Origin of the sequence: Taurinivorans muris, from assembly GCF_025232395.1 — a bacterium.
Taxonomy (GTDB): domain Bacteria; phylum Desulfobacterota; class Desulfovibrionia; order Desulfovibrionales; family Desulfovibrionaceae; genus Taurinivorans; species Taurinivorans muris.
Genome location: NZ_CP065938.1, coordinates 1,578,932 through 1,601,475, shown reverse-complemented (window position 1 = coordinate 1,601,475; position 22,544 = coordinate 1,578,932). Strand labels below are relative to the sequence as shown.

The following is a 22,544-nucleotide window of genomic DNA, read 5'->3' as shown; positions in this document are numbered from 1 at the left end:
AAATGAAAACCCCACCAACCTCTGCAAAGGAGAAAAAAATGAGCGCGAATGCAGTAACGCTGCTTGATGCGGCAAAGCGTTTCGACAACACGGGCAAGATTGCCAAACTGGTTGAAATCATGGCCCAAACCAATGAAATTTTGGAAGACGCCCTTTGGCTTGAGGGCAATTTGCCCACAGGACACAGAACCACCGTCCGCACCGGTCTGCCTGCCGCCGCATGGCGTATTTTGAACTATGGCGTTCAGCCAAGCAAAAGCACCACAAAAAGCATTGATGATACGTGCGGAATGCTGGAAGCGTATGCGGAAGTGGATAAATCCCTTGCGGATTTAAACGGTGCGAGCGCCGATTGGCGGATGAGCGAAGAAGCCGGTTTTGTGGAAGCGATGAACCAAGAAATGGCGAAAACCCTCTTTTATGGCGATATTCATGAGGAACCGCAAAAGTTCATGGGGCTCAGCCCTCGCTATAACGCCCTTTCAGGCTTTGACTGCGCGGAAAATGTCCTCGATTTCGGCGGAACAGGCGGCGCCAACACGTCAATCTGGCTTTGCGGTTGGGGCGAGGATACTCTGCACGGTATTTTCCCGAAAGGTTCGCAGGCGGGTCTGCAAATCAAAGATCTTGGCGAGCAGACGCTGCTTGATGACAATGGCGGGCATTATCAGGGCTACCGCAGCCATTTCAAATGGGATTGCGGGCTTTCCCTGCGTGACTGGCGTTACGCCGTGCGGATCTGCAATATCGATACGGCAAGCTTTGCGGATATTATCAACGGTTCGGCAGCTTCCGTCGGCACGAACCTGATCCGCCTCATGATTGCCGCCGCAAACAAAATTCCTTCCGCCAACAAGGCGCAAATGGCATGGTATATGAACAGGGACGTCAAAACCGTTTTGGACATCATGGCTATGGAAAAAGCCAATGTCCAGCTTTCCGTCGATCAAATCGAAGGCAAACCCGTGACCCGTTTCCTAGGCATGCCTGTCCGCCGCGTGGACGCTTTGCATAATAATGAGGAACGCCTTGTTTAATCATGTAATCATGGAACAGGATACGCATAAACACGACAACCTATCAAAACACGATAACCTATCTATCCAAAAAAGGAAATCTTATGTATTTGGACGCAGAATTGCTTTTTTCCCATGTTCAGAAAATCAGCACAAGCCAATGTTCCGATAAAACGCTCGATCTCGGCGTGCAGGAGGGCGGCGGCATGCCTGTTTTTCCCTTCGTGCAAATTGTCGAGGGGTTCGGGGGCTTGGTTTCTTTAACCGTGCATATTCAGTCCGCCGACAGCGGCAAGCCTCTTGCCGAACTTGCGGAAGAAGACTGGCGGACTATCCTTTCAAGCAAACCTTTGCCTCTTGCGGAAATTGAAAAGCCTTGCTCCGTCGGTTTCGGTTCCCTGCCTCCCCGTGCGGGCAGGTATTTGCGCGTTTTTTACGAAGTCGAGGGCGCTGCCGCAAAAGGCGCCCTTACCGCGGGACTTGTGCTTGACGCGCACGCGTAGGAAATGACAGCGGCAAAAACAGTTTAAAAAGAAAAGGAGGGGCGACCCTCTTTTTCCTGAAGAGGCAGTATGGCATTATCACAAGTCGATGTATGCAATTTGGCATTAAGCCGCATAGGCGGACACGGCATTTCGCAAATCACGAGCCTTGGCGAGGCAAGCACGGAAGCGAGGCAGTGCGCCGTAAAATTTCCCTATGTGCTCGCTTCCGCTTTGCGCGCGTACCCATGGCATTTCGCCACAAAGGAGATAGTCCTCGCCCTCTTGGGCTGCGGGGCGGCGGAACATTTTTTGGAAAATGATATTTTTTACCGGAACCTGCATTATTATCAATACCCTGAAGAATGCATGCGGATTTTGGCTTTGAATCCGGCAGCCGGCAAAAAAGGAAATCATTTCGCCCCGGTGTATGATTATACTGTGGAACGTATTTCCGACGGCACAAAAGCGATTGTCACCTCCTGTCCCCAAGCCGTTTTAACCTGTACAAGTTACAGCGAAGATCCGAGTATTTGGGATAGTCTGTTCACAGACGCTTTTGCCTGGCAGCTGGCAGGCGAACTTTGCCTCAGCTTCGGGGGAGCCCTCGATACGGTGCGGACCTTGCGGGAAATCGCGGACCGCGCCTTTGAAAAAGCGAAGAGCCGGGACTGCGGGGAAGAAGCGGCAGACATATACTGTTCCAAATATCTGGAGGCGAGGAAATAATGGCGTTTCATGGTTTTCAAAGCAGTTTCACGGCAGGTGAGCTTTCTCCCTCGCTTGCCGTGCGTATTGATTTGGCACGGTATCATACAGGGTGCAGCCTGCTTGAAAATATGGTCGTTCATCCCCATGGCGGAGCAAGCAAACGCGGCGGTTTGCGTTATCTCGCCGCTCTTGCGGGCAAAACACGGCTCATGCCCTTTATTTTTTCTTCTGCGGAAACCTATGTTCTTGCGTGGTCTGAAAAAAAGCTTTCCTTTTTTACCAAAGAGGGTCAGCTCCTTGACGGAGCGGGAAATCCTTATGTCCTCACAACGCCTTTCAGTTATGAAACCGCTAAAAAAATGGGCTTTGTGCAAAGCGCCGACGTTGTTTATCTGGTCAGTGAAGACTTCGCTCCCTATAAGCTTTGCCGTTATGCGCACGACAACTGGAAATTGGAAGCGGTTAATTTCAGTCCCAAAGCCGCTCCGCCGGCGGGGCTCGGGGCTTGGCTTTACGATGTGCGGACTTCATCGGAAAAAACAAGTGACGGAAACGGGTTGAAACAATGGTCTTTCGTCGTTACGCAAATAAACCAAGCAGGGGAAGAAAGCCTCCCCAGCGCCGTCTGTTCGGTGGAGGGTCCTGAAAATCTGCGTCAGACCTGTTATCCGAAACTCAGCTGGCAGCAATGCGCAGGTGCGGAAGAATATCGTATTTACCAAGAAAAAAACGGCAAGTACGGTTATATCGGCAGCAGTCTTGTTCCTTGTTTTGACGCTAAGAACATAGCTCCCGACATGACAGACTGCCCGCCTAAAGCCCACAACCCTTTTGTTAACGGCAATTATCCCAGCTGCGTTTGTTTTCATCAGCAGCGGCTTGTTTTTGCAGGCTCGAAAAAACGCCCGCAGACCCTTTGGTTCTCACGCACGGGCAATTTTGAATCCTTTACGCGCTCTTCGCCCGTAAAAGCGGACGACGCAATGGAAATCAGCATTGCGGGCAATGAGGTTTCCCGTATCAGCTGGCTGGTTTCCTTGCGTACGCTGCTTGTGGGCACCGGCGGAACGGAATGGGAAGTCAAAAGCAATGCGGGGGCGCTTACCGCTTCCGATATTTCTCTTGTGCCGCAGTCGTACCGGGGTTCAAGCCGTCTTCCCGCGCTTATCATCGGGAGCAGTGTTTTGCATATCAACAGAACGCAAAGGGAAATGCATGATTTGGTCTATGATTTCGGTACGGATTCTTATTCCGGTTCCGACCATGCCGTGCTTGCGGGGCATTTATTCGCAAACCGCGCCATTACCGACTGGGCATATCAGCAAAGCCCGGATTCCGTTATCTGGTGCGTGCGTGACGACGGAGCCCTGCTCGGGCATACGTTTTTGCGCGAGCATGAAGTTTTTGCATGGCACAGGCATGATACGCAGGGGAAATTCATTGCTGTCTGTTCGCTGCCGGGCGCATCTGCCGATGAAGTCTTTTTTGTGGTGGAAAGGGAAATCGGGGAACAAAAACACTATTTTCTCGAACGCATGGAACATAACCGGCAAAATACGCCGCAGGAGGATATGTCCGCCTCTTCCCTTTTTTACGTGGATTGCGGGCTTTCCTATCATGCAAAAGAAAATCGGGATGTGCCTATCCGCTATGTGGGCGGTCTTGAGCATTTGCAGGGTATGGAAGTCGCCATTATCGCCAACGGGGCGGTTTGCCCGCGGCAGAAAGTCCGAACCCTTTCTTATGAGAAAAACGGGGAAACCGTGCAAATCGCAGGGATTGACATCGGCTATGAAGCTTATGACATCGTGATAGGTTTGCCTTATGCGGCAAAGCTGAAAAGCATGCCCGTCGAAGCGGAAAACGGCTATGCCAACACCCTTGGCAAACGCAAGCGCATTCAGGGGATAAGCGTTTATTTTCAAAATACCAATCATGCGAAGATAGGAACGGATTTTACCCGGATGAACGAAGTGAAATGGAGGCGGAACGAAAAACCGGGGCAAGCGGTCGATTTGCAGACGGATTATGTTTTCATGCACCTTACGCAGCATTATGAAAATCAAAATCATGTCTGCATCATGAGCGAGGCGCCTCTGCCGCTGACAGTGCTTGCCCTGCTTCCCGAAGTGCAGGTGGGGGGATAATGGAAAAACAGGAACTTGCAGGCTGTTACGGCGAATACGAACTTATCGCCGCAACAGAGAAGACTGTCGGAAAATATTTTGAAGATTGCCTTGATGTCATCTGCCAGGATGAAATTTATGAAGCGTGGCAGCTTTACCGTATTTCCGCCGGAAAACTTCTTGAAAACGTTTTGGAGCATGCCTTCAAAGGCGAAGGAGAGGCGTATTTCCTTGTTTTTCATGACAGGGAAAAGGGCGGACGGGTCATCGGCTTAGGCGGATTGGCTCCTTTGAACGATATGGGGAAAAGCGTCGGTGAAATTTGGTTCGCAGGCGGGTATCTGACAAAACACAAGCGGTTTCTTGTGCGGCACGGCAGAGAAATCATCGCGAAAGCGCTGACGCATTATCCGATTCTTGTGAATATCGCGGCTTCATGGAACAATCAAACCTTTTCCCTTGTGCGGTATTTAGGTTTTTTTGTGGAAGAGGACTATATCCGCGCAGGATTGAGCAAGGCTCTTTTTAAACGTTTTTATACGGTGAGGAATCCAGTATGTGTGTACCAAGCACAATAGCCACGGGCATAAGCGTGCTCGGTTCCGCTCTTAGCACGGCGAATGCGCTTTCCGGTCAAAAAGCGCAGGCGGAACATGCAAAGCAGCAGCGGGAGCAAGCGTTTCAAAATGCTAAGTTGGCGGAAGACAATGCCAGAAAAGCCCTTTTGGAAGGGGAAAAAGAAAAGGAAAAAATCAGATTGGAGCAAAAAGCGCTGCAAAGTAAAAAAGCCGTGGAATATGGCGCCGGGAATATCGACCTTGCGGGCGGAAGCCCTCTTGCCGTCCTTTCCGACATGGCGGGTCAAGGCGAAGAATACGCTCAAAACGCAGGTGAACATGCACGGCAGAAAGCGAAAAATTACAACACCCAAGCGCAAGGGTATGTCAGGCAGGCGGGGAGTAAAGGCGGTTCCAATCCTTTTGCAGCCGCTCAAACCGTTTTTTCCGGACTTAATTCTGCGGCTGCGGCGGTACAAAAAACAAATTTCAAGCGCGGTCCCAATTATTTTTAGAACCAAAGGGCGGTGAGGAGCATTCATGACTATTGCAAGCACGCTGAGCAAAAAGCATTATCAAGGAAATGACATTGCCAAGGAATTTCCTTTGCCTTTTCAAGTGGCTGAAAAAGGGCATATTTTTGCCGTTATAAAAAAAGGTATGAAAATTGAAGAGGTTAAAACGAATTTTACCGTAGATTTGAACCGAAAAGTTTTCATATATCCCTTGCAGGGAGAACCTTTAAAAACAGGGGAATATCTGACCCTTTACCGTAAAATTCCCTTAACGCAGATTGTCGACCTTGAAAATGCCGGAGCGTTTCATCCAAAAGTTTTGGAGCATGACGGCTTTGACAGGATTGTCATGCAAATCCAGCAGCTTGATGAAGAAATAAGCAGGGCATTGAAAATTGACATTACCGATACCCGCGATGTTTCCAATCTATTGGAAGAACTTTTCGCGGCTCGTGATGAAGCTGTTTCGCATGCGCAAAAAGCCTCGGAGCAGGCGAACCTTTCCCGAAACCATGCGGATACGGCGGAAACGCAAGCGGAAAACGCCGAAACATGGGCTTTGTTTGCCAGAGAGAAAGCGGAACAATTAACCGATTTGCAGGTTGAATGTTATATCAGCAACGACGGAAAAGGGCAGATAACCTATCATAAAGAGGAAAATAGGCTGGAAATCGTTCTGCCTTTCGATAACGCGGGTCTGCATGCTTCAAAAGTATCGCTTACGGATAAAATCGATTTGGAACGGTCGGATATCGGGGCGAGCGCTAAAGCTTTAACCCTTCTCGATGCGAAAACGGAGGCAGCCCTTGCCGAAAAAATCGACAAGTCCGCCATTTCCTCCGCCATTGACAGCGTAAGCGAGGAAACCGTCGCCAGCAGCAAAGCCGTTTCAGGTTTGCGGAACGTTCTTTCCGACAATTTCATTTCCGGACTTGGCATGCCAAATCTCGATAAAAAGATATTTATTCAGTTTTCCCCGATTAATAATGATAAAATTGACTATTCAGCAGCGTATACCGCCCCGGCAAACGGTTGGGTTACCGTTTACGGACAAGTTGCGAATATAGCCTCCAAAGCTTACGCCTTGGTATTTGCTCAAAGCGGAGATATACGGATGACCAGCGCCAGCGGAACCGCCGATGTTGTATGTACAGCCACAATTCCCGTAAGAAAAGGGCGCGGGGTTTATTTGAAAACGCAAAGCTGTTGGAGTGTAGGTGCTTATTTCTTTTACGCACAAGGAGAAAGTTAATGCTTTATATTGAAAACATGGAAAATCATAAATTGGGCAATTTTACGCCTTCCGAAGACGTTGCGAAGTCGCTTGGCTGGACGCTGACCTGCGGGGAAAGCGAAATCGAACAGTCCGATATTGATTGGGGCTGGTATGAAAAGGGCTTCGCTCCCATGAAGAGCGACGCGCAAAAGGCGGACGACCTGAAAACCGTGAAACTGCGCGAGGCGGAAGAATTGCTCAATGCCAAGCTTGCGGAAATTTCCGCGTATCCCCGGGCGGAAAGCGAGAGTTTCGAGGTGCAGAAAAGCGAAGCCGCGGCGTATTTGGCGGACAATGGAATTGATAAAGCCGAAATTCCGACCATTACGGGCATAAGTCTTGGCTCGCAAGTGGAACTCACCGAACTTGCCCGAAAAATCGTTGAAAACGCCAAAGACTTCGCCCCTGTGCGCGGGCTGTACCTCGGACGTTATAAACGGGTGCGGGATTTTCTGAATACGGCGAAAACGCTCGCGGAGGTGGAAGCCGTGGATGTGCAGGCGGTTTTTGCTGAGGATGTGGCAAGTCAAGCGGCAGCCATGTTTGAGTAGGTTTGCCGTAATGCGTATTAAGTTGTTCAGCTTTACTGTACAGTTTTTCATATCGGCAATATTTTTGATTTGCGGATTTTACCCTCTGGAAGCGGAAGCGTCAGCTTCCTGCTGAAAGAGAGTGAAATGGGGGGCTGTTCGGGGAGATGAAAGAGGGGTACAAACAGGGGGAGTATCCCCCGGAGTGTCCCCCTCTTTCTAGGGTGTGGGATAAGGTCCCACTAAAAAATCTTGGGGACTGTTCCCAAAGACAATATAAAATTTCTTTTATATAAAAAACAACCGCGTTACACACAGGAATGCTATGTTCTTTTTTTGTGAGTATGTTTTGGCGTTTATGCACGACATCGAGATTAAAATCTCCGAGGCAAAAAGAGCTGCGCTCGGTCAGGCGTCCTTCCTGACACTCGCTTTCGCTCACAATTTGTGTGAAAATTGTTTCGCTCACACTGCGTGGCTTTGTGCATCCTCCACAATTTAAAGGTGGTTGCTATGTTCTTTTTTTGCGAGTATGTTTTGGCGTTTATGCACGACATCGAGATTAAAATCTCCGTGTCTGCGTTCGCAGCGTTCATTTCCTATCACTTCGGGGCGAGTGAGTATTTGCTCGCCCTCATCCAATATCTTATTTTTGCGGATTTCTTCCTGGGGGCTTTTCGCGCCAAGCGGAACAGGCGTTTTTCATGGTTCAAGGCGTGGATAGGGTTCAAGAAAGTGGTCAGCCTTTATTTGGCGGTTTTGATTGTGGGCTTCGCCTGCAAGGCGTTTGATTTGACCGTGCAGGAACGCGTAAGTTTTGAATACAACGGCACGTTTTGGTTCGATTTGTTTTTGTGCGTGCTTATTTTGCTGAACCTTGCGAGCATCAATCACCATTTGGCGTGTTTCGGCTTCGGAATCAACCGCTGGCTGGACAGAATCATTTTCAAATACACGGGAAAACTGCAGACACGGCTTGAAAGCGAAATCAACAAAAAAATAGGACAAAGTTTTAATAATAAGGAATAAGGAAGTTTTTAGGGGAATAAATGAGAGAAATCAATAAAATAATCATCCACTGTTCCGCCACAAAGCCCACGCAAGACATCGGGGCGGCGGAAATTGACATGTGGCATAAAAAGCAGGGTTGGGATGAAATCGGCTATCATTTTGTGATCCGCAGGAACGGAGAAATCGAAAAGGGACGTCCTCTGGAAATCGCCGGGGCGCATTGCAAGGGACAAAACAAAAATTCAATCGGTATCTGCCTTGCGGGAGGCATTGACGAAAACGGCAGGGCGGAGAACAATTTTACGGATAAGCAGTTTCAATCCTTGCGAAACCTTGCGGCAAAACTCAAAAAAGAATATCCGAACGCCGCAATCCATGGACATAACGAGTTTGCAAACAAAGCTTGCCCCTGTTTCGATGTAAAAGAGTTTTTCAATGAAAAATAAAACAGCACAGGATGTGCGAGCCACGCAGTGCAAGCGAAGTATTTTTCGCACAAAATACGAGCTTGAGCGAGTGGGTGGCAGGAAGCCACTCCGAGCGGCATCTCTTAGTCATAATGAGTTTGCTAATAAAACCTGTCCGTGCTTTGAGGTGCGGGAATTTTTCAAGGGAATGGTATAATGTGCATGAAGTATTTATTCAATGGCAGTATCATGGCTAAGTTTGTTTTTATCGCCTTAGCCGGGCTTATTGTCTGGCTTTTGCAGGAAAAAATCGAAACATTGCAGGCGAAGAACAAGCTCAAAGATACACAGATTGCCAATTTACAGCAGATTGCGGACAAACAGCAAGACGCCATGGCGAGCCTTTTGGAACAAAGCAGGAAGCAGGAAGAACAGCTTTTGCTTTTGGAAAAGCAAAGGCGGGAACTTGAAACGCAAACCAAAGCCAAGCGGCAGGCGCTTGTCCAAAACACGGATGAAGAGGCCAAAGCTTGGAGAAAACAAAAAATACCGCAAGCCATTTTGGAAATTTTGATAAAGCAAAAACAGCAAGTTTCACAGCCGCATGAGAGCGTTATTTTTTTAGCAGTGCAAAACATATCCTCGAAAGAAGCATAAGCGAATGTGTATTTCCGCTTTGTTTCGATAAAAAACCTAATCAGGCGATTTTAAATTTTTAACAAAAAAGCTGATCATAAGGAAATTTTCATGCGAAAAATATTCTGCGTTTTGCTCTTCTGTCTTGTTTCCTGCGCAAAAACACCGATCTACACGACTGAAACCGTAAAACAACCCGTGCCTGAAATCCTTCTGCAGGAAATTCCCTTGCCCGCCATGCCGATAAATCAAAACACAGCAAACGAAGATTTGCTTCTCTATGCTCTGGAACTGGAGCAAAACCTCACCCTCTGCAACGCCAGGCTGAATGCGATTAAAAAGAGTGCTGAGTAAAAACTTGCAAATAAAAATTTTTTAATGTATCTATTTTGTATATACATTGAAAAGGAGCAAAACCATGTCAGTCGTAACACTTCAGAAATGGGGAAATAGTCAAGGTTTTCGCATACCTAAAACTATTCTTGAGAGTTTGGAATGGCAGGAGAACGAGCAATTTTCCATAGCTGCCAAGAAAAATAAGATTATTATTGAACCTGTGCAGAAAAGAAAAACCATCCAAGAACTTTTTGCAGATTATGAAGGAAACTGTGAGTCTGCAGAAATTGATTGGGGCGAACCTATGGGAAATGAAATATGTTGAAACAAGGTGATATTATTAAAGTAAATTTCAATCCTCAAAAGGGGCATGAGCAAGCAGGGTATAGACCAGCTGTAATTATCAGCAATGATTTTTTCAATGCAAAAACGAATTTAGCCATTGTTTGCCCTATTACTAATACTGATAATAAATTTCCTTTGCACATTCCTTTACAGGGAAAAACCAAGACAACAGGTGTTATTTTATGTGAGCATGTGAAAACGCTTGATTTAAATGCAAGGCAATATTCTTTTGTTGAAAAACTTCCCAAAGAGTTATTGAAACAAGTTATTGATATTGTGTTTTCTGAAATTGAATATTAACAATCAGTTCTGTTTTCAAATCCAAAACAAAAAGCCCTTTCGGTTTGAAAGGGCTTTTTTTGTTGTTATACCGATATGGTTTTCTTACATGGCAAGCAAGAAAGCGATAATGCCGGTAGGAATGCCGTATACGAGGAAAGGCCAGAACGTCTTGCGGATAATGGCGCCTTCGTGTCCGATCATGCCGAGCACGGCGCATACGGATACGACGTTGTGCACGCAGATCATATTGCCCATGGCTCCGCCGACGCCTTGAGCGGCTAAGATGTAAATGCTTTGCCAGTAATTATAGCCAAGGGTTTCCGCAACGTCCCATTGGAAGTTTGCAAACAAAAGGTCTGATACGGTGTTTGAACCTGTGATGAATGCGCCCAAACCGCCGATATAGGAAGCGAGCAATGCCCAAGAATCACCGGTAAGTCTGGAAATTTCAATAGCCATGGCAAGAGGCATGGAAACGCCGCGTCCGTTATATATCAAAGCTTCGACCGTGGTTGCGTCTGTTCCGCGGAAAATGGAAACAAGAGCGACAGCGGAAAGCAAAGCGATGGTCGGAGCTTTCATTTTGGCAATGGCTGTTCCCCAAGCGCGGCTTACCTTGTTGGAGCCGATTTCATCATCTTTCATCATGCCGTGGATGAAAATGGTGATAATGGAAACCAAGATAAACGGAATGGTTCCCGGAAGGTTGAGAACCGCAATATAGGAATTTACGCCTTCAACACCCAGAATATTGCTCAATCCGAGGTTGAACATGGGGTCGGTGATAATGGATTTTAAGCCGAATTGAGGCACGCGGGTGAGAACAAGGAATAAACCGCAAAGGATATAAGGCATCCAAGCCTTGACTTGGCTCATGTGCTCCTTAAATTCATGCACGTTTTCAGCGGTGATGGTTCCGGACCAGTCGGCAGCCCAGTGGGTTCTGTCTTCAAAAAGCCAAACGTCCTTAGGCACGCATATGCCTTTCTTGGTGAGGTATACCAAAACGCCAAGACCGAGAAGACCGCCGATAAGAGACGGAATTTCAGGTCCCAAGGTCCAAGAAATGGCGATGTAAGGAATACCGAAGCAAACAGAAGCCATTATGCAGTATTTCCAAACGGCAAAGCCTTCTTTCCAGCTTTTGTTCTTACCGAAGAAGCGGGTCATGAACCCAAGCATGCCGATTGGGAGAAGGAAGAGCATTGGCAGGTGCATAACGGAAACAAATTGTCCGATGTGGTTATAAACATCAGCAGGAACAGCTTGCGGGTCTATCGTTTTCAGCACTTCAAACGCAATGTCTTGAATGGGTTTGAAGCCTTGAATGACAGGGGTGCCGACAGCGCCGAACGTAACAGGCACGCTGTTGAAAACCAAGCAGATAATGGCGGCGCAAAGAGGAGGAAAGCCCAAGCCCATGAGCAATGGAGCCGCCAAAGCGGCAGGGGTGCCGAAACCGGCAGCGCCTTCAATGAATGCTCCGAACATGAAGCCGATGATAATGGCTTGCAAACGGCGGTCCGGAGTGATTTTCTGCATGCCTGCCTGAATTGTTTCCATGGCTCCGCTCGCCTGCAATGTATAGTAGATAAGCAAAGCGCCGAAAACGATGATAAGCACGCCGAAAGCGGTGATGAAACCTTGAACGGACAAAGCCGCGATACGGATCACGTCAAGATCCCAAACCGCAAATGCCAGCACAGCGGCGGAAAGCCAGGCAAGCGGCATTGCGCGGGTTGAAGGCCAACGCAGACCAACCATAAGAATAAGAGCAATAAGAATGGGAATAAATGCCAGAACAGCATAAAAACCGAAACTCATACAGACCTCCTCAAATTATTTTTTTAAATTATCAGCTAAAAGTTCGGCGATATGCGTTACTTTCACGCTGCTACCTTTCTTATGTAAACCGCCCCGGATTTGCATGGTACAGCCGGGACAGTCCGTAACGATACGTTCCGCTTCCGTTTCTTCGATACGGCGGATTTTATTGCCGAGCAATTCTTTGGAAATTTCGGGGAATTTCGCGGAATATGTGCCGCCGAAACCGCAGCAGCTCGCTTCTTCCTTAGCCGGCGCATAGTCGGCGACTTGGGCGATAAGGTTTCTCGGCTGTTCTATAACGCCAAGGCTTCTTGCTTGGTGACAGGGAATATGCAAGGTCACTTTTTCGGAACTTTTGTTGAAAAGACTCGGGTCAAGCTTTACGACATCATTCATAAAAGAAGAGAAATCTTTTACTTTTGAAGAAAATTCCGTGCATTCGTCGCCGATGAAGTTTTTGTAATTGTGGCTCAAATGGGAAGCACAGCTTGCGCAAAGGGTCACGATATAATCGTATTTTGAAGCGTCGATGGCTTTTACGTTTTGACGGGCGATGTCCGCGGCGACTTCTTTCAGCGCGAGCATTTGCAAAGGAAGCCCGCAGCAGGTTTGTTCTTCTGGAAAATCGACTTGCACGTTATGGGCTTTCATGAGTTTCATAAAAGCGACCAAATGGTCGGGGAAAATAAAGTCTTGGGCACAGCCGGCAAAAAGGGCGATGCGCATTTTCGGATTTTCCAAGGTATACGCGTGTTCGGCGTAAATTTCACGGAAAGCCTTATCCGCCAACGCCGGCAAAGATTTAAACTGATGTTTGCCGAAAAGGGCGTCAGGCAAGTGACGGATGAAGCCGTCTTGGGTTTTGACCGGTTTTTGTGAGAAACGGGCGAATTTCAACAGTTTGTGGAACAGTTTTCTGTTTTGCATGATTTTGCCCACAAAAGCGATTTGCATGGGCTGTCCCGCTTCCTTCGTCGTTTTGTTGCGGATTTCGGTGATAAGGCGCGGCAGATCAATGCCTCCGGCGCAAATATCCTTGCAGGATTCGCAGCCTATGCAGTTTTGAGCCAAAATGGCAGCCTTATCTTTGCCGTGGAAGAAATAGGTAAGGATAAGACCGATGGCGCCGATGTAGATATGTCCCATTTTATGGCCGCCGACCATTCTGAACACGGGGCAGACGTTTGCGCAGGCACCGCAGCGCACACAGCGGAATACTTGTTTGAAAAGCGGGTCCTTGGCAATTTCCGTTCTGCCGTTATCCAAAAAGACGACGTGCAGTTCTTTTTTGTTTTCATCGTCAATTCTGCATTCTCCGGCACCGTTGATGAAGGTGACATAGGAAGTTATGCGCTGACCCGTGGCGTTTCTCGGTAAAACCGTCAGAGCGGTGAGAGCGGTTTCAAAATCGGGAATAAGTTTGTCAAGCCCTGCCAAGGCGATATGCACCTTAGGCAAGGTGGTGACCATTCTGGCGTTGCCTTCGTTGGTGGCGATGCCGAACGTGCCGTTTTCCGCAATACAGAAGTTCGCTCCGGAAATGCCTATTTCGCCTTCGATGAATTTGCTTCTGAGTTCCACACGGGCGACTTTGACAAGGCGCTGAATATCTTCCGCATCGTATTTTTCGCCGGTAACTTTGCTTAAATCGTCGGCAACCTGATAACGGGACAGGTGGATTGCGGGCATGACCATATGGGAAGGTCCTTCATGGCGGAGCTGGATGAGCCATTCGCCAAGGTCCGTTTCCGTGACTTCGCATTCGTCTTTTTCAAGCCTATGGTTCAAATGGATTTCTTCCGCCGTCATGGACTTGGATTTGATGATTTTTTTCGCTTCGTGCTTTTTCGCAATTTCCGCAATGATTTCATTGGCTTCTTTTGCGTCTTTGGCACGGTGCACGATAACGCCGCGTTTTTCCGCTTCTTCTTTGAACTTGGCGTATAATTCTTCCATGTGCTGGCAGGCGTCGTCTTTCGCGTCGGCAACTTTTTTAATAATGTCCTTACCGTCGATTTCGCTGAAAACAGCTTCACGGCTGATACGGTAGTCTACCGCGAATTTATCGAGCGTTCTTCTTAAAAATTGGTCGTTGAGCGCTTCTTCCAGTTCCTGTTTATAATCTTTCGAGGTTTTCACGTTGTCTTTCATCTTATCCCTCCAACAAAACGATGTGCATTTCCAACGGACCGTGGACGCCGACGGCGCCGACGCGTTCAATATCCGCAGTACGGCTCGGACCGGAAATAAAGGTTAAGTAATTTGTGGGATTTCCGCTCATTTCACTGCGGATTTCATCAGCCATGGAAAGCACGGTGGGCATGATTTGTGATTTTTTCAAAACAAGGACGCAAAATTCGCAAACCATGGTCGCAAGGCGCGTATCTTCATTATAGGCATTGATCATGCATGTTCCGCTTTGGGCTATGCCTTTTTTGGCGAAAGCAACGCCCATGTCAATACCTGCCGTATAATGGCGGAGATTGCTGTCAATCACTTTATAGCCTTTTTCTTCAAAAGCCTTTTTCAACGGTTCGTAATATTCACCGATTTCAGGTGCGGCAATGATTTTTTGGACTCTGGTGGGGCAGCCGTTCGGACCGTTCGGGCCTTTTTCCACATCTTCCTCATATAAAAGTTCGCAGGGAGCTTTTTTGTCCATGATGGACAAAAGATGGGGAATAGCTTCTTCAAAAGAGGAAAACTCCGCAACCTGGCAGGCAGTCGCAGTCGCTTTTTCTTTATAAACCTCAACAAGGCTTGCTTGATTTTCAGCAGTCGGCATGAGCAATCTCCTTATTATTTTGTAACGTTATCAAGAATAATGTCATGTACACGGCAAATGTCTTTTTGTCAAGATAATTCTCTAAGATAGCGTGTTAGTTGCAAATACGGTTTTTTAATAACATACCGAAAAAGCGTTTTTTACGGAAAAAAATCCTGTATTTTCATTTAAAACGAAGATTATGCGCAATAAAAATTGAATTATTCGCATAATGTAAAAAAAAGCCCTTTTCAGGCTGTTTTAATAAATAGGGCTGTTTCTTTCATTTTAATACATACATTAAAATATGGAAAAAATCCGGTACGCCGGTTTGGCGCCTGCTGCGGGCATAAAGATAAAAGCCGTTCTGCCGCATACGCTTTCGGTATTTTTGGGGTAAAAATATTTTTTATCGGTTTTGGGGAGGAGAAAAAATCATTGCTGCGTCAAGACCACAAAAGCGACTGCCGTATGATTTTTTTCATGGGAATAGGATACGAAGCAGCGGGTCACGCCCAAACTGTCCGCTTTTTCTTTCGCCTTGGCAAGCAGCGTGAGAACGGGGGCTTTTCCCTCATCACGCAAAATCTGAATATGGGCGGGCGCTATCCCTTCGCTGAACCCGGTGCCGAGCGCTTTGACGCAAGCTTCTTTGCAGGCGAAACGCGCCGCCGTCCATTCGGCTTGGCGTTTGGCGTTTTTTACTGGCATTTGGGCAAGTTCCGCAGGGGTGAGGATTTTTTGCAGAAAAGCGGAGCCGAAGCGGGCGATATTTTTTTCTATCCGTTCAATGACGACAATATCTGTGCCTATTCCGATTATCATATTGTTCTTTATCCGATTATTTTTCGTTCTTGTTTGCGTAGTGGAGTGTTTGAGCGCTTGTCGGGAAACCGGGCTGAAACGTCGTATTAAAACGCGTCGGGGTCGCCGAAAATTTCTTTTTCTTTTTGGCTTTGTTCCCATTTCTTCATGTATTTCTCATCGGTCCAATAATGCAGAAGCACGGCGAGCTCCCTGCTTACCGCGCTGATGAGCGTTGACATGGGATTGACGGGCATGCGGTTTTTTATTTTGAAAAACGCGAAATCGGAATCGGCTTTATGCGGAAGTATTCCGCTGTGGTGCAAAGACCACATCAAATCGCCCGTTTCCGCTTGGTAAACGAATAATTGCAGGGCGAACCGGGAATCGCCGCCGGATGTGCCGTCGTAATATTGATTGATGACTCCGCCTATAAGATAGTCAGCCCCTTTTTGCCGGGCATAGGGGAGCATTTGCTCCGTGCGGTAAGGAACGGTGTAGTCGGAATATTCCAGTGCGGCAAAAGTTTTTTCCGCAAGGAAGTTTTCATAGACAAGCCTTGAAACGCCTTGTGAAACGGCATAATGGTCACGGCTGTTCTGCACCAAACCGAGAGGCACGAAAAGGGCTGTGGGCTTTTCCGGCAAATTCGCGGTGGGGTGGACATAGGTAATGATTTCGCCTGTATATATTTCCGCCGCTTTGTAAAAACGCAAGCCGTCCTGCAAGTCGAAATCGAGCCTGCCTTCCCGCGGGGAAGTAAATTCTTCCGTTTTATCGGCAACATAGTCCGCCGTGTTTGAAATTGTTGAGCAAGAACAAAGCAAAAGCGCCGCAAGCAAAAGGGGAATGATATTTTGTTTTTTCTTATTATGTTGAAATAATGTAAAATTTTTCATAAAACGCCTCATGGTCATATTGCTATTTTTCATAAAATCAGTAATGTTATGTTCTTGACATACAATACAAACTAATTGTGCAACTTGCAATAAGTATTCCATTTAAAAAAATTATGGTGGGTTATGAAAAATATTTTCTTCCTTATGCTGTTTTTTTTGTGTTCCTGCATGGCGAACGCCTCGTCGCAGGGGATAATCCGCGTTTACGACAATACCCGTTATCAGAATATCAAGCCGCTGCTCTTGGCGGATTTCACAAAGCATGGCATCATCACCGAAGATTTGCCGTCATTTAATCCTGTCGGGCTTATCAATAAGGAATGGGGCTTTTTCACCGGCAAGGAACTTTATAAAAAATTGACGCTTTCTTTCCGTTACCCCAGTGTTGAAGAGAGCAGGCACTGGACGTTCGCCGGTCTTGAAAGCGAGTATGCGGATACGGAAATGTACTCCCACGGCTTCATCATGGAGCAGGGGTTGGAGCGGATCACCGTAAGCCTTTTGGGCGATTTGGACTGGGATAAGGACGGCGTTTTGGATTGGCTCGTTTACTGCCGTTTTGAAGAAAAGGCGAGTTCTGACAAGCTTGCCAGAAACAATGCGAGAAAGGCGCGGGAATATTTTGTCATCATCAGGGACAGAACGGCGGAATATTGGCAGGCTGAACCTTTTGTCATCCGTGATTTGACGCTGTTCACCCATGGGCAAGACAGCGCTGTTTACCGTAATTTGACCGAGCGGAAACAAAAAGCGCTCGAACCGGGGCTGGCTCTGGACTTTGAGGCGGGACAAGCGAAAATTCTTGATATGCCTGCGGCGGAAACAAACAGGAAAGGAGAAAAACAAAAAATCAATGAGCAAAGCCTTTCGGAATAGAAATTTATCGTATTTTTAGGCTATTGCTTATTTTTTACTTTCACGCTATTTTTATAAAGCTTCGGGAAACAGCACAACTAAATTTTATGAAGGACGGAATATGAGCAATTTTAGCGGTACCGCTGATGATAACGGAAGAAAATTCCATAAATTTGACGGACACAAAAAAAATTTTCAAAAAAGCGGCGAAAGAAGCCGTTCACGCTTTGAAAACCATAAAGATAAGGAACATGCCGCAGGCTTTCGCGAAAGAAATGAAGGCAGACAGGAACGTCCCGCCCGTTTCGGCGATGATAAAAGATTTGAAAGAAATGAAAGAAACGGCAGAAACGACAGGGCGAAAAGAGAAAGAATCAGCCCCAAGCAGGCTGATTTGCTGGAAGTCTGCGATTTGGACCGCGGCATTATCAAACTGATTGCCAAGCGTGCGAAAGTCATTGAGCGCATGATACAATATAAATCCCTCGACGCCGTAACGGAAAAATCAATCCGCACCTCATGGGAACAAAATACGAACAAATACTGCCCCGATCCCAAAATTTCCCGCGAGCTGTATCTGCTTGTTCAAAGCATTAAAGCCGTGGACGAAACCGATTATGACCATGCGTACAATCTGGCGCCGCTGCCGATACCCGTGCAAGTCGATTTGCAGGCTCCCGCTTCTGTGCGTTTAGCCCGTTTTTATATGATGCTGGCGGCTGCAAGCGGACAAAAAACCTGCATGAAAAATCTGGCGCTGACCGATTCCCTCATTCATCTTATCAAATCGCTCAACGTGCTTGGCGGTGATTTGTGGTTTGAAAACAATGGCACGGTTTTCAGCCGTGAAAGCAAGGGCTTGCAGCGCGGCTCCGACAAAATCATCCACGTGGGAAGCGATGAGCAGAGCTTATGGATTTGCCTCGCCCTTTGTCTCGGACTCCCGTATCATCTTAAAATTACCGGTGAAAATCAGCTTTGCAAAATAGATTTCGCCCCTGTTGCGAAATTTTTGGCGCAGTTCAACGCCCGCCTCGTGCAGGTTATTCCCGCGAGCGAAGGCTTGCCTATCCGCATTGAAGCCTCCGGCATGATAAGCGAGACAATCCGCATTCCCGCCGCGCTGCCTATGGATTTTGTTTTCGCCCTCATTCTTGCAAGTCCGTTCTGGGAAAGCGCGGTGACCTTCGATATGTCGGAATATTATCAGGAACTGCAAAAAGATGATGAAAAACTGCGGGCGTGGAATACAAATCTTGAAGATATTCTCGACTGCATAGCCCTTTGCCGTTTGCCTGTCGCAATGCAGGAAAACAGCATAAGCACGCGGCATGAGCCTGTGCGGATTCCTGAAGAAATCGCGCTTGCTTCCGACGGGGAGCTTTGTGCTTCTTTCTTCCTTTTGCCTGCGTTCACAAGCGGCAGCGTAAGTCTTAAAGGGCAATGGAACGGAAGAGGACAGCAAAAATACTTGGCGCAGATCATGGATTTCGCAGGGCTTGAATTTTCCGTTCAGGGCAATGCCGCCACGGCGAAAGGCGTATCCGGCAATGCCCGGAAAAACAGCATTCCGCCTTGCAATAAAGCCACTTCCGCCCTTTTGGCATTGTGGGCGAAAGTCAACGGACAGGACATGAACCTTGCGCAAAGCAATAAGGATTGTCCGCTTACGGCAAGTTTCCTCGCCCATTTGGGATATACGGAAGATTTGGAACGCGGCGAAGATTTGTACGATCCGTTTATGGCTCCCGGCGCCGAATGGGCGGTCGCCTATGCGCTTGCCGCGTATCTCCGTCCGCGCGTGAAACTGGTCAACCCCAATATTTTGAACGATTATTACCCCTTCTTCTGGCGCATGTACAACACATTGCCAAATCCAAGCATTGATAAGGCTGAACGAAAAGATGACACACCCAAACCCAGACGAGTTATTGCCCAAGGAGTCTATGCGGACCTTCCTAAGCCGCTCTCTTCCGACGACGATTGATGAGCTTGAGGCGGAAATAAGGCAGATTGACGAATGGCGTCTTTTATGCACGAACCTTATTAAGGAATGTATGGCGAAAGAAGACGTTATGAAAAAAATTTTCTATGCGGCTGAAATCCATGAATTGATTCAGGAAAGAAATATGCTTGAAACCCACAGGGAATTTCGGCGGGTGCGTATCGCACGTTTAAAATATGAGGAACAAGGATGAAATCCATGAGTAGTAGCTGTGTGAATTGCGGCGCGTGCTGCAGAAAGGGCGGACCAGCCCTGCATACGAAAGACGCTTATTTGTTTGAAGAAAATATTTTGCAGATTCAGGATGTCGTAACCATTCGGGCGGGTGAACTCGTGCGGGATGACATGAAAAACAGGCTTGTGCCTTTGCCTGCCGAACTTGTGAAGCTTGCGCCCGCAAAAAACGCCCGTCCCGATGATTGGACCTGCCGTTTTTTGACAAGTAACAACCGCTGTTTTTTGCATGGCAAACACCCCGCCGAATGCCGGGCTTTTTACTGCAAAGAACCGGAAGCCCTTATGCAGCTCAGCAACGAACCGCGCCTTGAGCGGGAAAAAATCTGCGAGATTATCAATGCTCCGGGATATTGGACGGAGCTTATCAAAACCCATGAAGAGGCCGTGGGATATGAAGAGCTCGGACCATGGGCATTGAAAATTGACGAAGACAGCGATGCAAGACAAAAATTTCTTGAAAAAGTTGAATTCGATCGTTCTTTCCGTGAGCTGGTCGTGGAGAAAAAAGCCGCGCCGGAAGAGGCTTTACCTTTTCTTTTCGGGCGTCCTTTGCTGCAAACCATGATCATGTTCAAGCTTGAGGCAAGACCGGTTGAAAACGGTTTCAATATTGTAAAAATGCCGGATTAGGAAGTTGTTATGTATATAGTGACAGGTGGAGCGGGAATGATCGGCAGCGCCGCTGTTTGGGCTTTGAACCGAAAGGGCGTCGAAGATATTTTAATTGTTGATAATTTGGCAAGCAGCGAAAAATGGAAAAATCTCGTCTGTCTCAGATATGCCGATTATATGCACCGGGACGAATTTTTGCAAAAAATCAAGGCTGACGAGATAAAGAACGTGCAGGGCATCGTGCATATGGGGGCTTGTTCCTCAACCACCGAAAAAGATGCGGACTTCCTTATGCGCAACAATTTCCATTACACGCGCGAAGTTTTTCTTTTCGCCCGAAGGTGCGGCGTGCATATGGTCAATGCCAGCAGCGCCGCAACCTATGGCGGCGGCGAGCTCGGCTTTTCCACTGATTTGGAAACGGTCAAAAAACTCAGACCTCTCAATATGTACGGGTATTCCAAGCACTTGTTCGATTTATGGTGTATCAAAAACAATTGCCTTGACAATGTCGCCAATTTGAAATTTTTCAATGTTTACGGTCCTAACGAATACCATAAGGACAATATGCGGAGCGTTGCGTGCAAAGCCTTTGAAGCCATCAATGAAAAAGGATACCTGCAGCTGTTCAGTTCTGACAATCCGCAGTATCCGCACGGCGGGCAGCAGCGCGATTTCGTCTATATCAAAGACTGCGCAAACGTGATTCTTTGGTTTTTGGAAAATCGGCACGGCGGAATTTTTAACGTGGGCACAGGGCAGGCGCGCACATGGAACAGCCTCGCCAACGCGGTTTTCGCCGCAATGGAAAAACCCTTGCGGGTAAAATATGTTCCCATGCCCGAACAATTGCGCGGCAAGTACCAATATTTCACCCAGGCTGATATGGGCTGGCTTTCCGCTTACCGTTACCCTTATGCTTTCACCTCTTTGGAAGAGGGGGTGAAGGATTATGTTCAGCAATACCTTTTAACTGACAATCCCTATTTGTCAGCTCTATAACGTATGAGGGCGATATGCTTATCTCTTGTCCCGAATGTCATTTCAAACGTCATGTGGATGAAAAACAAATTCCGGAGTCCGCAACGCTTGCCACTTGTCCCAAGTGTCAAAACAAATTCCGCTTCCGCGACCCGGAAACAGGAGCGTTTCTTTCCGATATTTGCCTTGAAAGCGAACAGGGCGTGAACCGCACGGAAGCCGGAAATGCGCAGGAAACGTTAAATGCCGCTCCGGCGGGTTCGCCTGCGGATAATGAAACGCAAAATCCCAATCAGGAAAACATGGCGAATGAAGCGGAAGATGTGACCGCGGCTTCAGGCGCCGCTCCGGCAAAGCCCGCCTCTTCCGTTACAAACGGTGCAAACGGCGAAGATCCGGTTCCGCTTACGGAAGAGGACATGCCCCATAAGCTTAAAAATTCGGAAAACCCTTTGCAGGAACCGCAGTTTCAGGCTTATGAGCAGGCGGCGAAAAAACGGACCCAGCAATATGTGATGATGACGGACGATGTGCCTTGGGAACATCCGGAACGGTATGGAATTTTAGGGGCTTTGGTGCAAACCGTTTCACGGGTCATGTTCAGGGGCAGGGAGTTTTTTTCCACCATTCACAGCCGTGTTTCTTCCTTGCGTCCCGCAAGTTTCTACGCCCTTATCGGGGTGTTTCAGGCTCTTGTGGCGTATTTCCTTTCTCCTAACGTGCTGGAAATCATTAAAACCGCCGACATGGACCCGCAAAAACAGGCTCTCATGGAAAATCTGATTTCAGGGCAAAGCCTGCCCATGCTCATTATCAGCACGCCTTTCATCATGATATTGCAGCTGCTTGTCTATACGGCTTTCATTTATCTCGCCATCCGCATCACAAATCCGGAAAAGGCGGATTTTCCGCTGACATTGCGCATTATCGCCTATGCCTCAGCTCCCATGATTTTGAGCATAGTGCCGTATATCGGCGGCGTTGTCGGTCTTGTGTGGTTTATTTACAATATCTTTATCGGGGTGAAGTACGCTTTGCGTCTGACATGGCAAAGAACGTTTTTAGCCCTCGCTCCGATTTTCATTTTGTGGCTTTTTATCGCTTTCAATCAGACCCTTGCGATTATTTCCGCCATTCAATCGTAGCTTTCTGTTTTTTTGGGGAAGAGGAAAAACACTTCGCAGCCAATCGTTGCTCTTTACTTTTTCAGGAAACAGAAACATTCCCAAATCGGAACGAAGCGGTTTTTTATCAGGAAAGATAAGACGGCTGAACTTGACGCGCGGCATTGCCAAGCGGACAGCTCAACCGTTTTTTTGTTTTTCGTCTT

Annotated in this window: 25 protein-coding genes; 20 read left to right on the top strand and 5 right to left on the bottom strand. The window is 47.6% G+C overall.

The features are described from left to right. Positions 1 to 38: 38 nt before the first annotated feature. The 14 genes from JBF11_RS07545 (at position 39) to JBF11_RS07480 (ending at position 10,248) form a co-directional block, all read left to right on the top strand. Positions 39 to 1,037: a major capsid protein gene (locus JBF11_RS07545; RefSeq protein ID WP_334314872.1), complete on the top strand. Its 999-nt coding sequence runs from the start codon at positions 39 to 41 to the stop codon at positions 1,035 to 1,037. A gap of 83 nt (positions 1,038 to 1,120) precedes the next feature. Then, positions 1,121 to 1,519, top strand: coding sequence for a Bbp16 family capsid cement protein (locus JBF11_RS07540; RefSeq protein ID WP_334314871.1), 399 nt, complete (start codon positions 1,121 to 1,123; stop codon positions 1,517 to 1,519). 69 nt (positions 1,520 to 1,588) lie between these two features. Next, positions 1,589 to 2,227: a phage connector family protein gene (locus JBF11_RS07535; protein ID WP_334314870.1), complete on the top strand. Its 639-nt coding sequence runs from the start codon at positions 1,589 to 1,591 to the stop codon at positions 2,225 to 2,227. Then, positions 2,227 to 4,356, top strand: coding sequence for a phage tail protein (locus tag JBF11_RS07530; protein WP_334314869.1), 2,130 nt, complete (start codon positions 2,227 to 2,229; stop codon positions 4,354 to 4,356). Before JBF11_RS07535 ends, JBF11_RS07530 begins: the two co-directional genes overlap by 1 nt. Next, complete coding sequence (locus JBF11_RS07525; RefSeq protein ID WP_334314868.1) at positions 4,356 to 4,913, top strand: hypothetical protein; 558 nt, start codon at positions 4,356 to 4,358, stop codon at positions 4,911 to 4,913. Before JBF11_RS07530 ends, JBF11_RS07525 begins: the two co-directional genes overlap by 1 nt. After that, on the top strand, positions 4,892 to 5,407 hold the full coding sequence (locus JBF11_RS07520; RefSeq protein WP_334314867.1) for a virion core protein, T7 gp14 family: 516 nt from the start codon (positions 4,892 to 4,894) through the stop codon (positions 5,405 to 5,407). Before JBF11_RS07525 ends, JBF11_RS07520 begins: the two co-directional genes overlap by 22 nt. A gap of 25 nt (positions 5,408 to 5,432) precedes the next feature. Next, complete coding sequence (locus JBF11_RS07515) at positions 5,433 to 6,659, top strand: hypothetical protein (RefSeq protein ID WP_334314866.1); 1,227 nt, start codon at positions 5,433 to 5,435, stop codon at positions 6,657 to 6,659. After that, entirely contained in the window at positions 6,659 to 7,234 is a 576-nt protein-coding gene (locus tag JBF11_RS07510) for a hypothetical protein (RefSeq protein WP_334314865.1), read from the top strand. The genes JBF11_RS07515 and JBF11_RS07510 overlap by 1 nt, the downstream gene beginning before the upstream one ends. 492 nt (positions 7,235 to 7,726) lie before the next feature. Beyond that, positions 7,727 to 8,242 (top strand): phage holin family protein, encoded by a 516-nt coding sequence (locus JBF11_RS07505; RefSeq protein ID WP_334314864.1) that lies wholly within the window; start codon positions 7,727 to 7,729, stop codon positions 8,240 to 8,242. Between the two features lie 20 nt (positions 8,243 to 8,262). Further along, positions 8,263 to 8,670 (top strand): N-acetylmuramoyl-L-alanine amidase, encoded by a 408-nt coding sequence (locus JBF11_RS07500; protein ID WP_334314863.1) that lies wholly within the window; start codon positions 8,263 to 8,265, stop codon positions 8,668 to 8,670. A gap of 210 nt (positions 8,671 to 8,880) precedes the next feature. Beyond that, a complete protein-coding gene (locus tag JBF11_RS07495) occupies positions 8,881 to 9,288 on the top strand; it encodes a hypothetical protein (protein ID WP_334314862.1) in 408 nt (135 codons plus the stop codon). A gap of 90 nt (positions 9,289 to 9,378) precedes the next feature. Then, positions 9,379 to 9,621: an Rz1-like lysis system protein LysC gene (gene lysC, locus JBF11_RS07490; protein ID WP_334314861.1), complete on the top strand. Its 243-nt coding sequence runs from the start codon at positions 9,379 to 9,381 to the stop codon at positions 9,619 to 9,621. 64 nt (positions 9,622 to 9,685) lie between these two features. Then, entirely contained in the window at positions 9,686 to 9,928 is a 243-nt protein-coding gene (locus JBF11_RS07485) for an AbrB/MazE/SpoVT family DNA-binding domain-containing protein (RefSeq protein WP_334314860.1), read from the top strand. After that, complete coding sequence (locus JBF11_RS07480; RefSeq protein WP_334314859.1) at positions 9,922 to 10,248, top strand: type II toxin-antitoxin system PemK/MazF family toxin; 327 nt, start codon at positions 9,922 to 9,924, stop codon at positions 10,246 to 10,248. The genes JBF11_RS07485 and JBF11_RS07480 overlap by 7 nt, the downstream gene beginning before the upstream one ends. An 84-nt stretch (positions 10,249 to 10,332) precedes the next feature. Here JBF11_RS07480 and JBF11_RS07475 read toward each other — a convergent pair whose 3' ends face one another. The 5 genes from JBF11_RS07475 to JBF11_RS07455 all read right to left on the bottom strand — a co-directional run bounded on the left by JBF11_RS07475 (position 10,333) and on the right by JBF11_RS07455 (position 16,524). Further along, entirely contained in the window at positions 10,333 to 12,054 is a 1,722-nt protein-coding gene (locus JBF11_RS07475; RefSeq protein ID WP_334314858.1) for an L-lactate permease, read from the bottom strand. A gap of 15 nt (positions 12,055 to 12,069) precedes the next feature. Continuing rightward, complete coding sequence (gene ldhH, locus JBF11_RS07470) at positions 12,070 to 14,208, bottom strand: L-lactate dehydrogenase (quinone) large subunit LdhH (protein WP_334314857.1); 2,139 nt, start codon at positions 14,206 to 14,208, stop codon at positions 12,070 to 12,072. Between the two features lies 1 nt (position 14,209). After that, positions 14,210 to 14,842, bottom strand: a complete 633-nt coding sequence (locus JBF11_RS07465) for a lactate utilization protein (RefSeq protein ID WP_334314856.1) — start codon at positions 14,840 to 14,842, stop codon at positions 14,210 to 14,212. Positions 14,843 to 15,256: 414 nt separating this feature from the next. After that, positions 15,257 to 15,646, bottom strand: coding sequence for a holo-ACP synthase (gene acpS / locus JBF11_RS07460; RefSeq protein ID WP_334314855.1), 390 nt, complete (start codon positions 15,644 to 15,646; stop codon positions 15,257 to 15,259). 86 nt (positions 15,647 to 15,732) lie between these two features. Beyond that, positions 15,733 to 16,524: a hypothetical protein gene (locus JBF11_RS07455; protein WP_334314854.1), complete on the bottom strand. Its 792-nt coding sequence runs from the start codon at positions 16,522 to 16,524 to the stop codon at positions 15,733 to 15,735. A gap of 123 nt (positions 16,525 to 16,647) precedes the next feature. Between JBF11_RS07455 and JBF11_RS07450 the strand changes: the two genes are divergently transcribed. The 6 genes from JBF11_RS07450 to JBF11_RS07425 all read left to right on the top strand — a co-directional run bounded on the left by JBF11_RS07450 (position 16,648) and on the right by JBF11_RS07425 (position 22,359). After that, on the top strand, positions 16,648 to 17,400 hold the full coding sequence (locus tag JBF11_RS07450) for a hypothetical protein (RefSeq protein WP_334314853.1): 753 nt from the start codon (positions 16,648 to 16,650) through the stop codon (positions 17,398 to 17,400). 100 nt (positions 17,401 to 17,500) lie between these two features. After that, a complete protein-coding gene (locus tag JBF11_RS07445) occupies positions 17,501 to 19,366 on the top strand; it encodes a 3-phosphoshikimate 1-carboxyvinyltransferase (protein ID WP_334314852.1) in 1,866 nt (621 codons plus the stop codon). Continuing rightward, positions 19,326 to 19,577, top strand: a complete 252-nt coding sequence (locus tag JBF11_RS07440) for a hypothetical protein (protein ID WP_334314851.1) — start codon at positions 19,326 to 19,328, stop codon at positions 19,575 to 19,577. Before JBF11_RS07445 ends, JBF11_RS07440 begins: the two co-directional genes overlap by 41 nt. Before the next feature lie 5 nt (positions 19,578 to 19,582). Further along, complete coding sequence (locus JBF11_RS07435) at positions 19,583 to 20,251, top strand: YkgJ family cysteine cluster protein (protein ID WP_334314850.1); 669 nt, start codon at positions 19,583 to 19,585, stop codon at positions 20,249 to 20,251. A gap of 9 nt (positions 20,252 to 20,260) precedes the next feature. Continuing rightward, a complete protein-coding gene (gene rfaD, locus JBF11_RS07430; protein ID WP_334314849.1) occupies positions 20,261 to 21,235 on the top strand; it encodes an ADP-glyceromanno-heptose 6-epimerase in 975 nt (324 codons plus the stop codon). A gap of 14 nt (positions 21,236 to 21,249) precedes the next feature. Further along, positions 21,250 to 22,359 (top strand): YIP1 family protein, encoded by a 1,110-nt coding sequence (locus JBF11_RS07425; RefSeq protein WP_334314848.1) that lies wholly within the window; start codon positions 21,250 to 21,252, stop codon positions 22,357 to 22,359. Positions 22,360 to 22,544 lie beyond the last annotated feature (185 nt).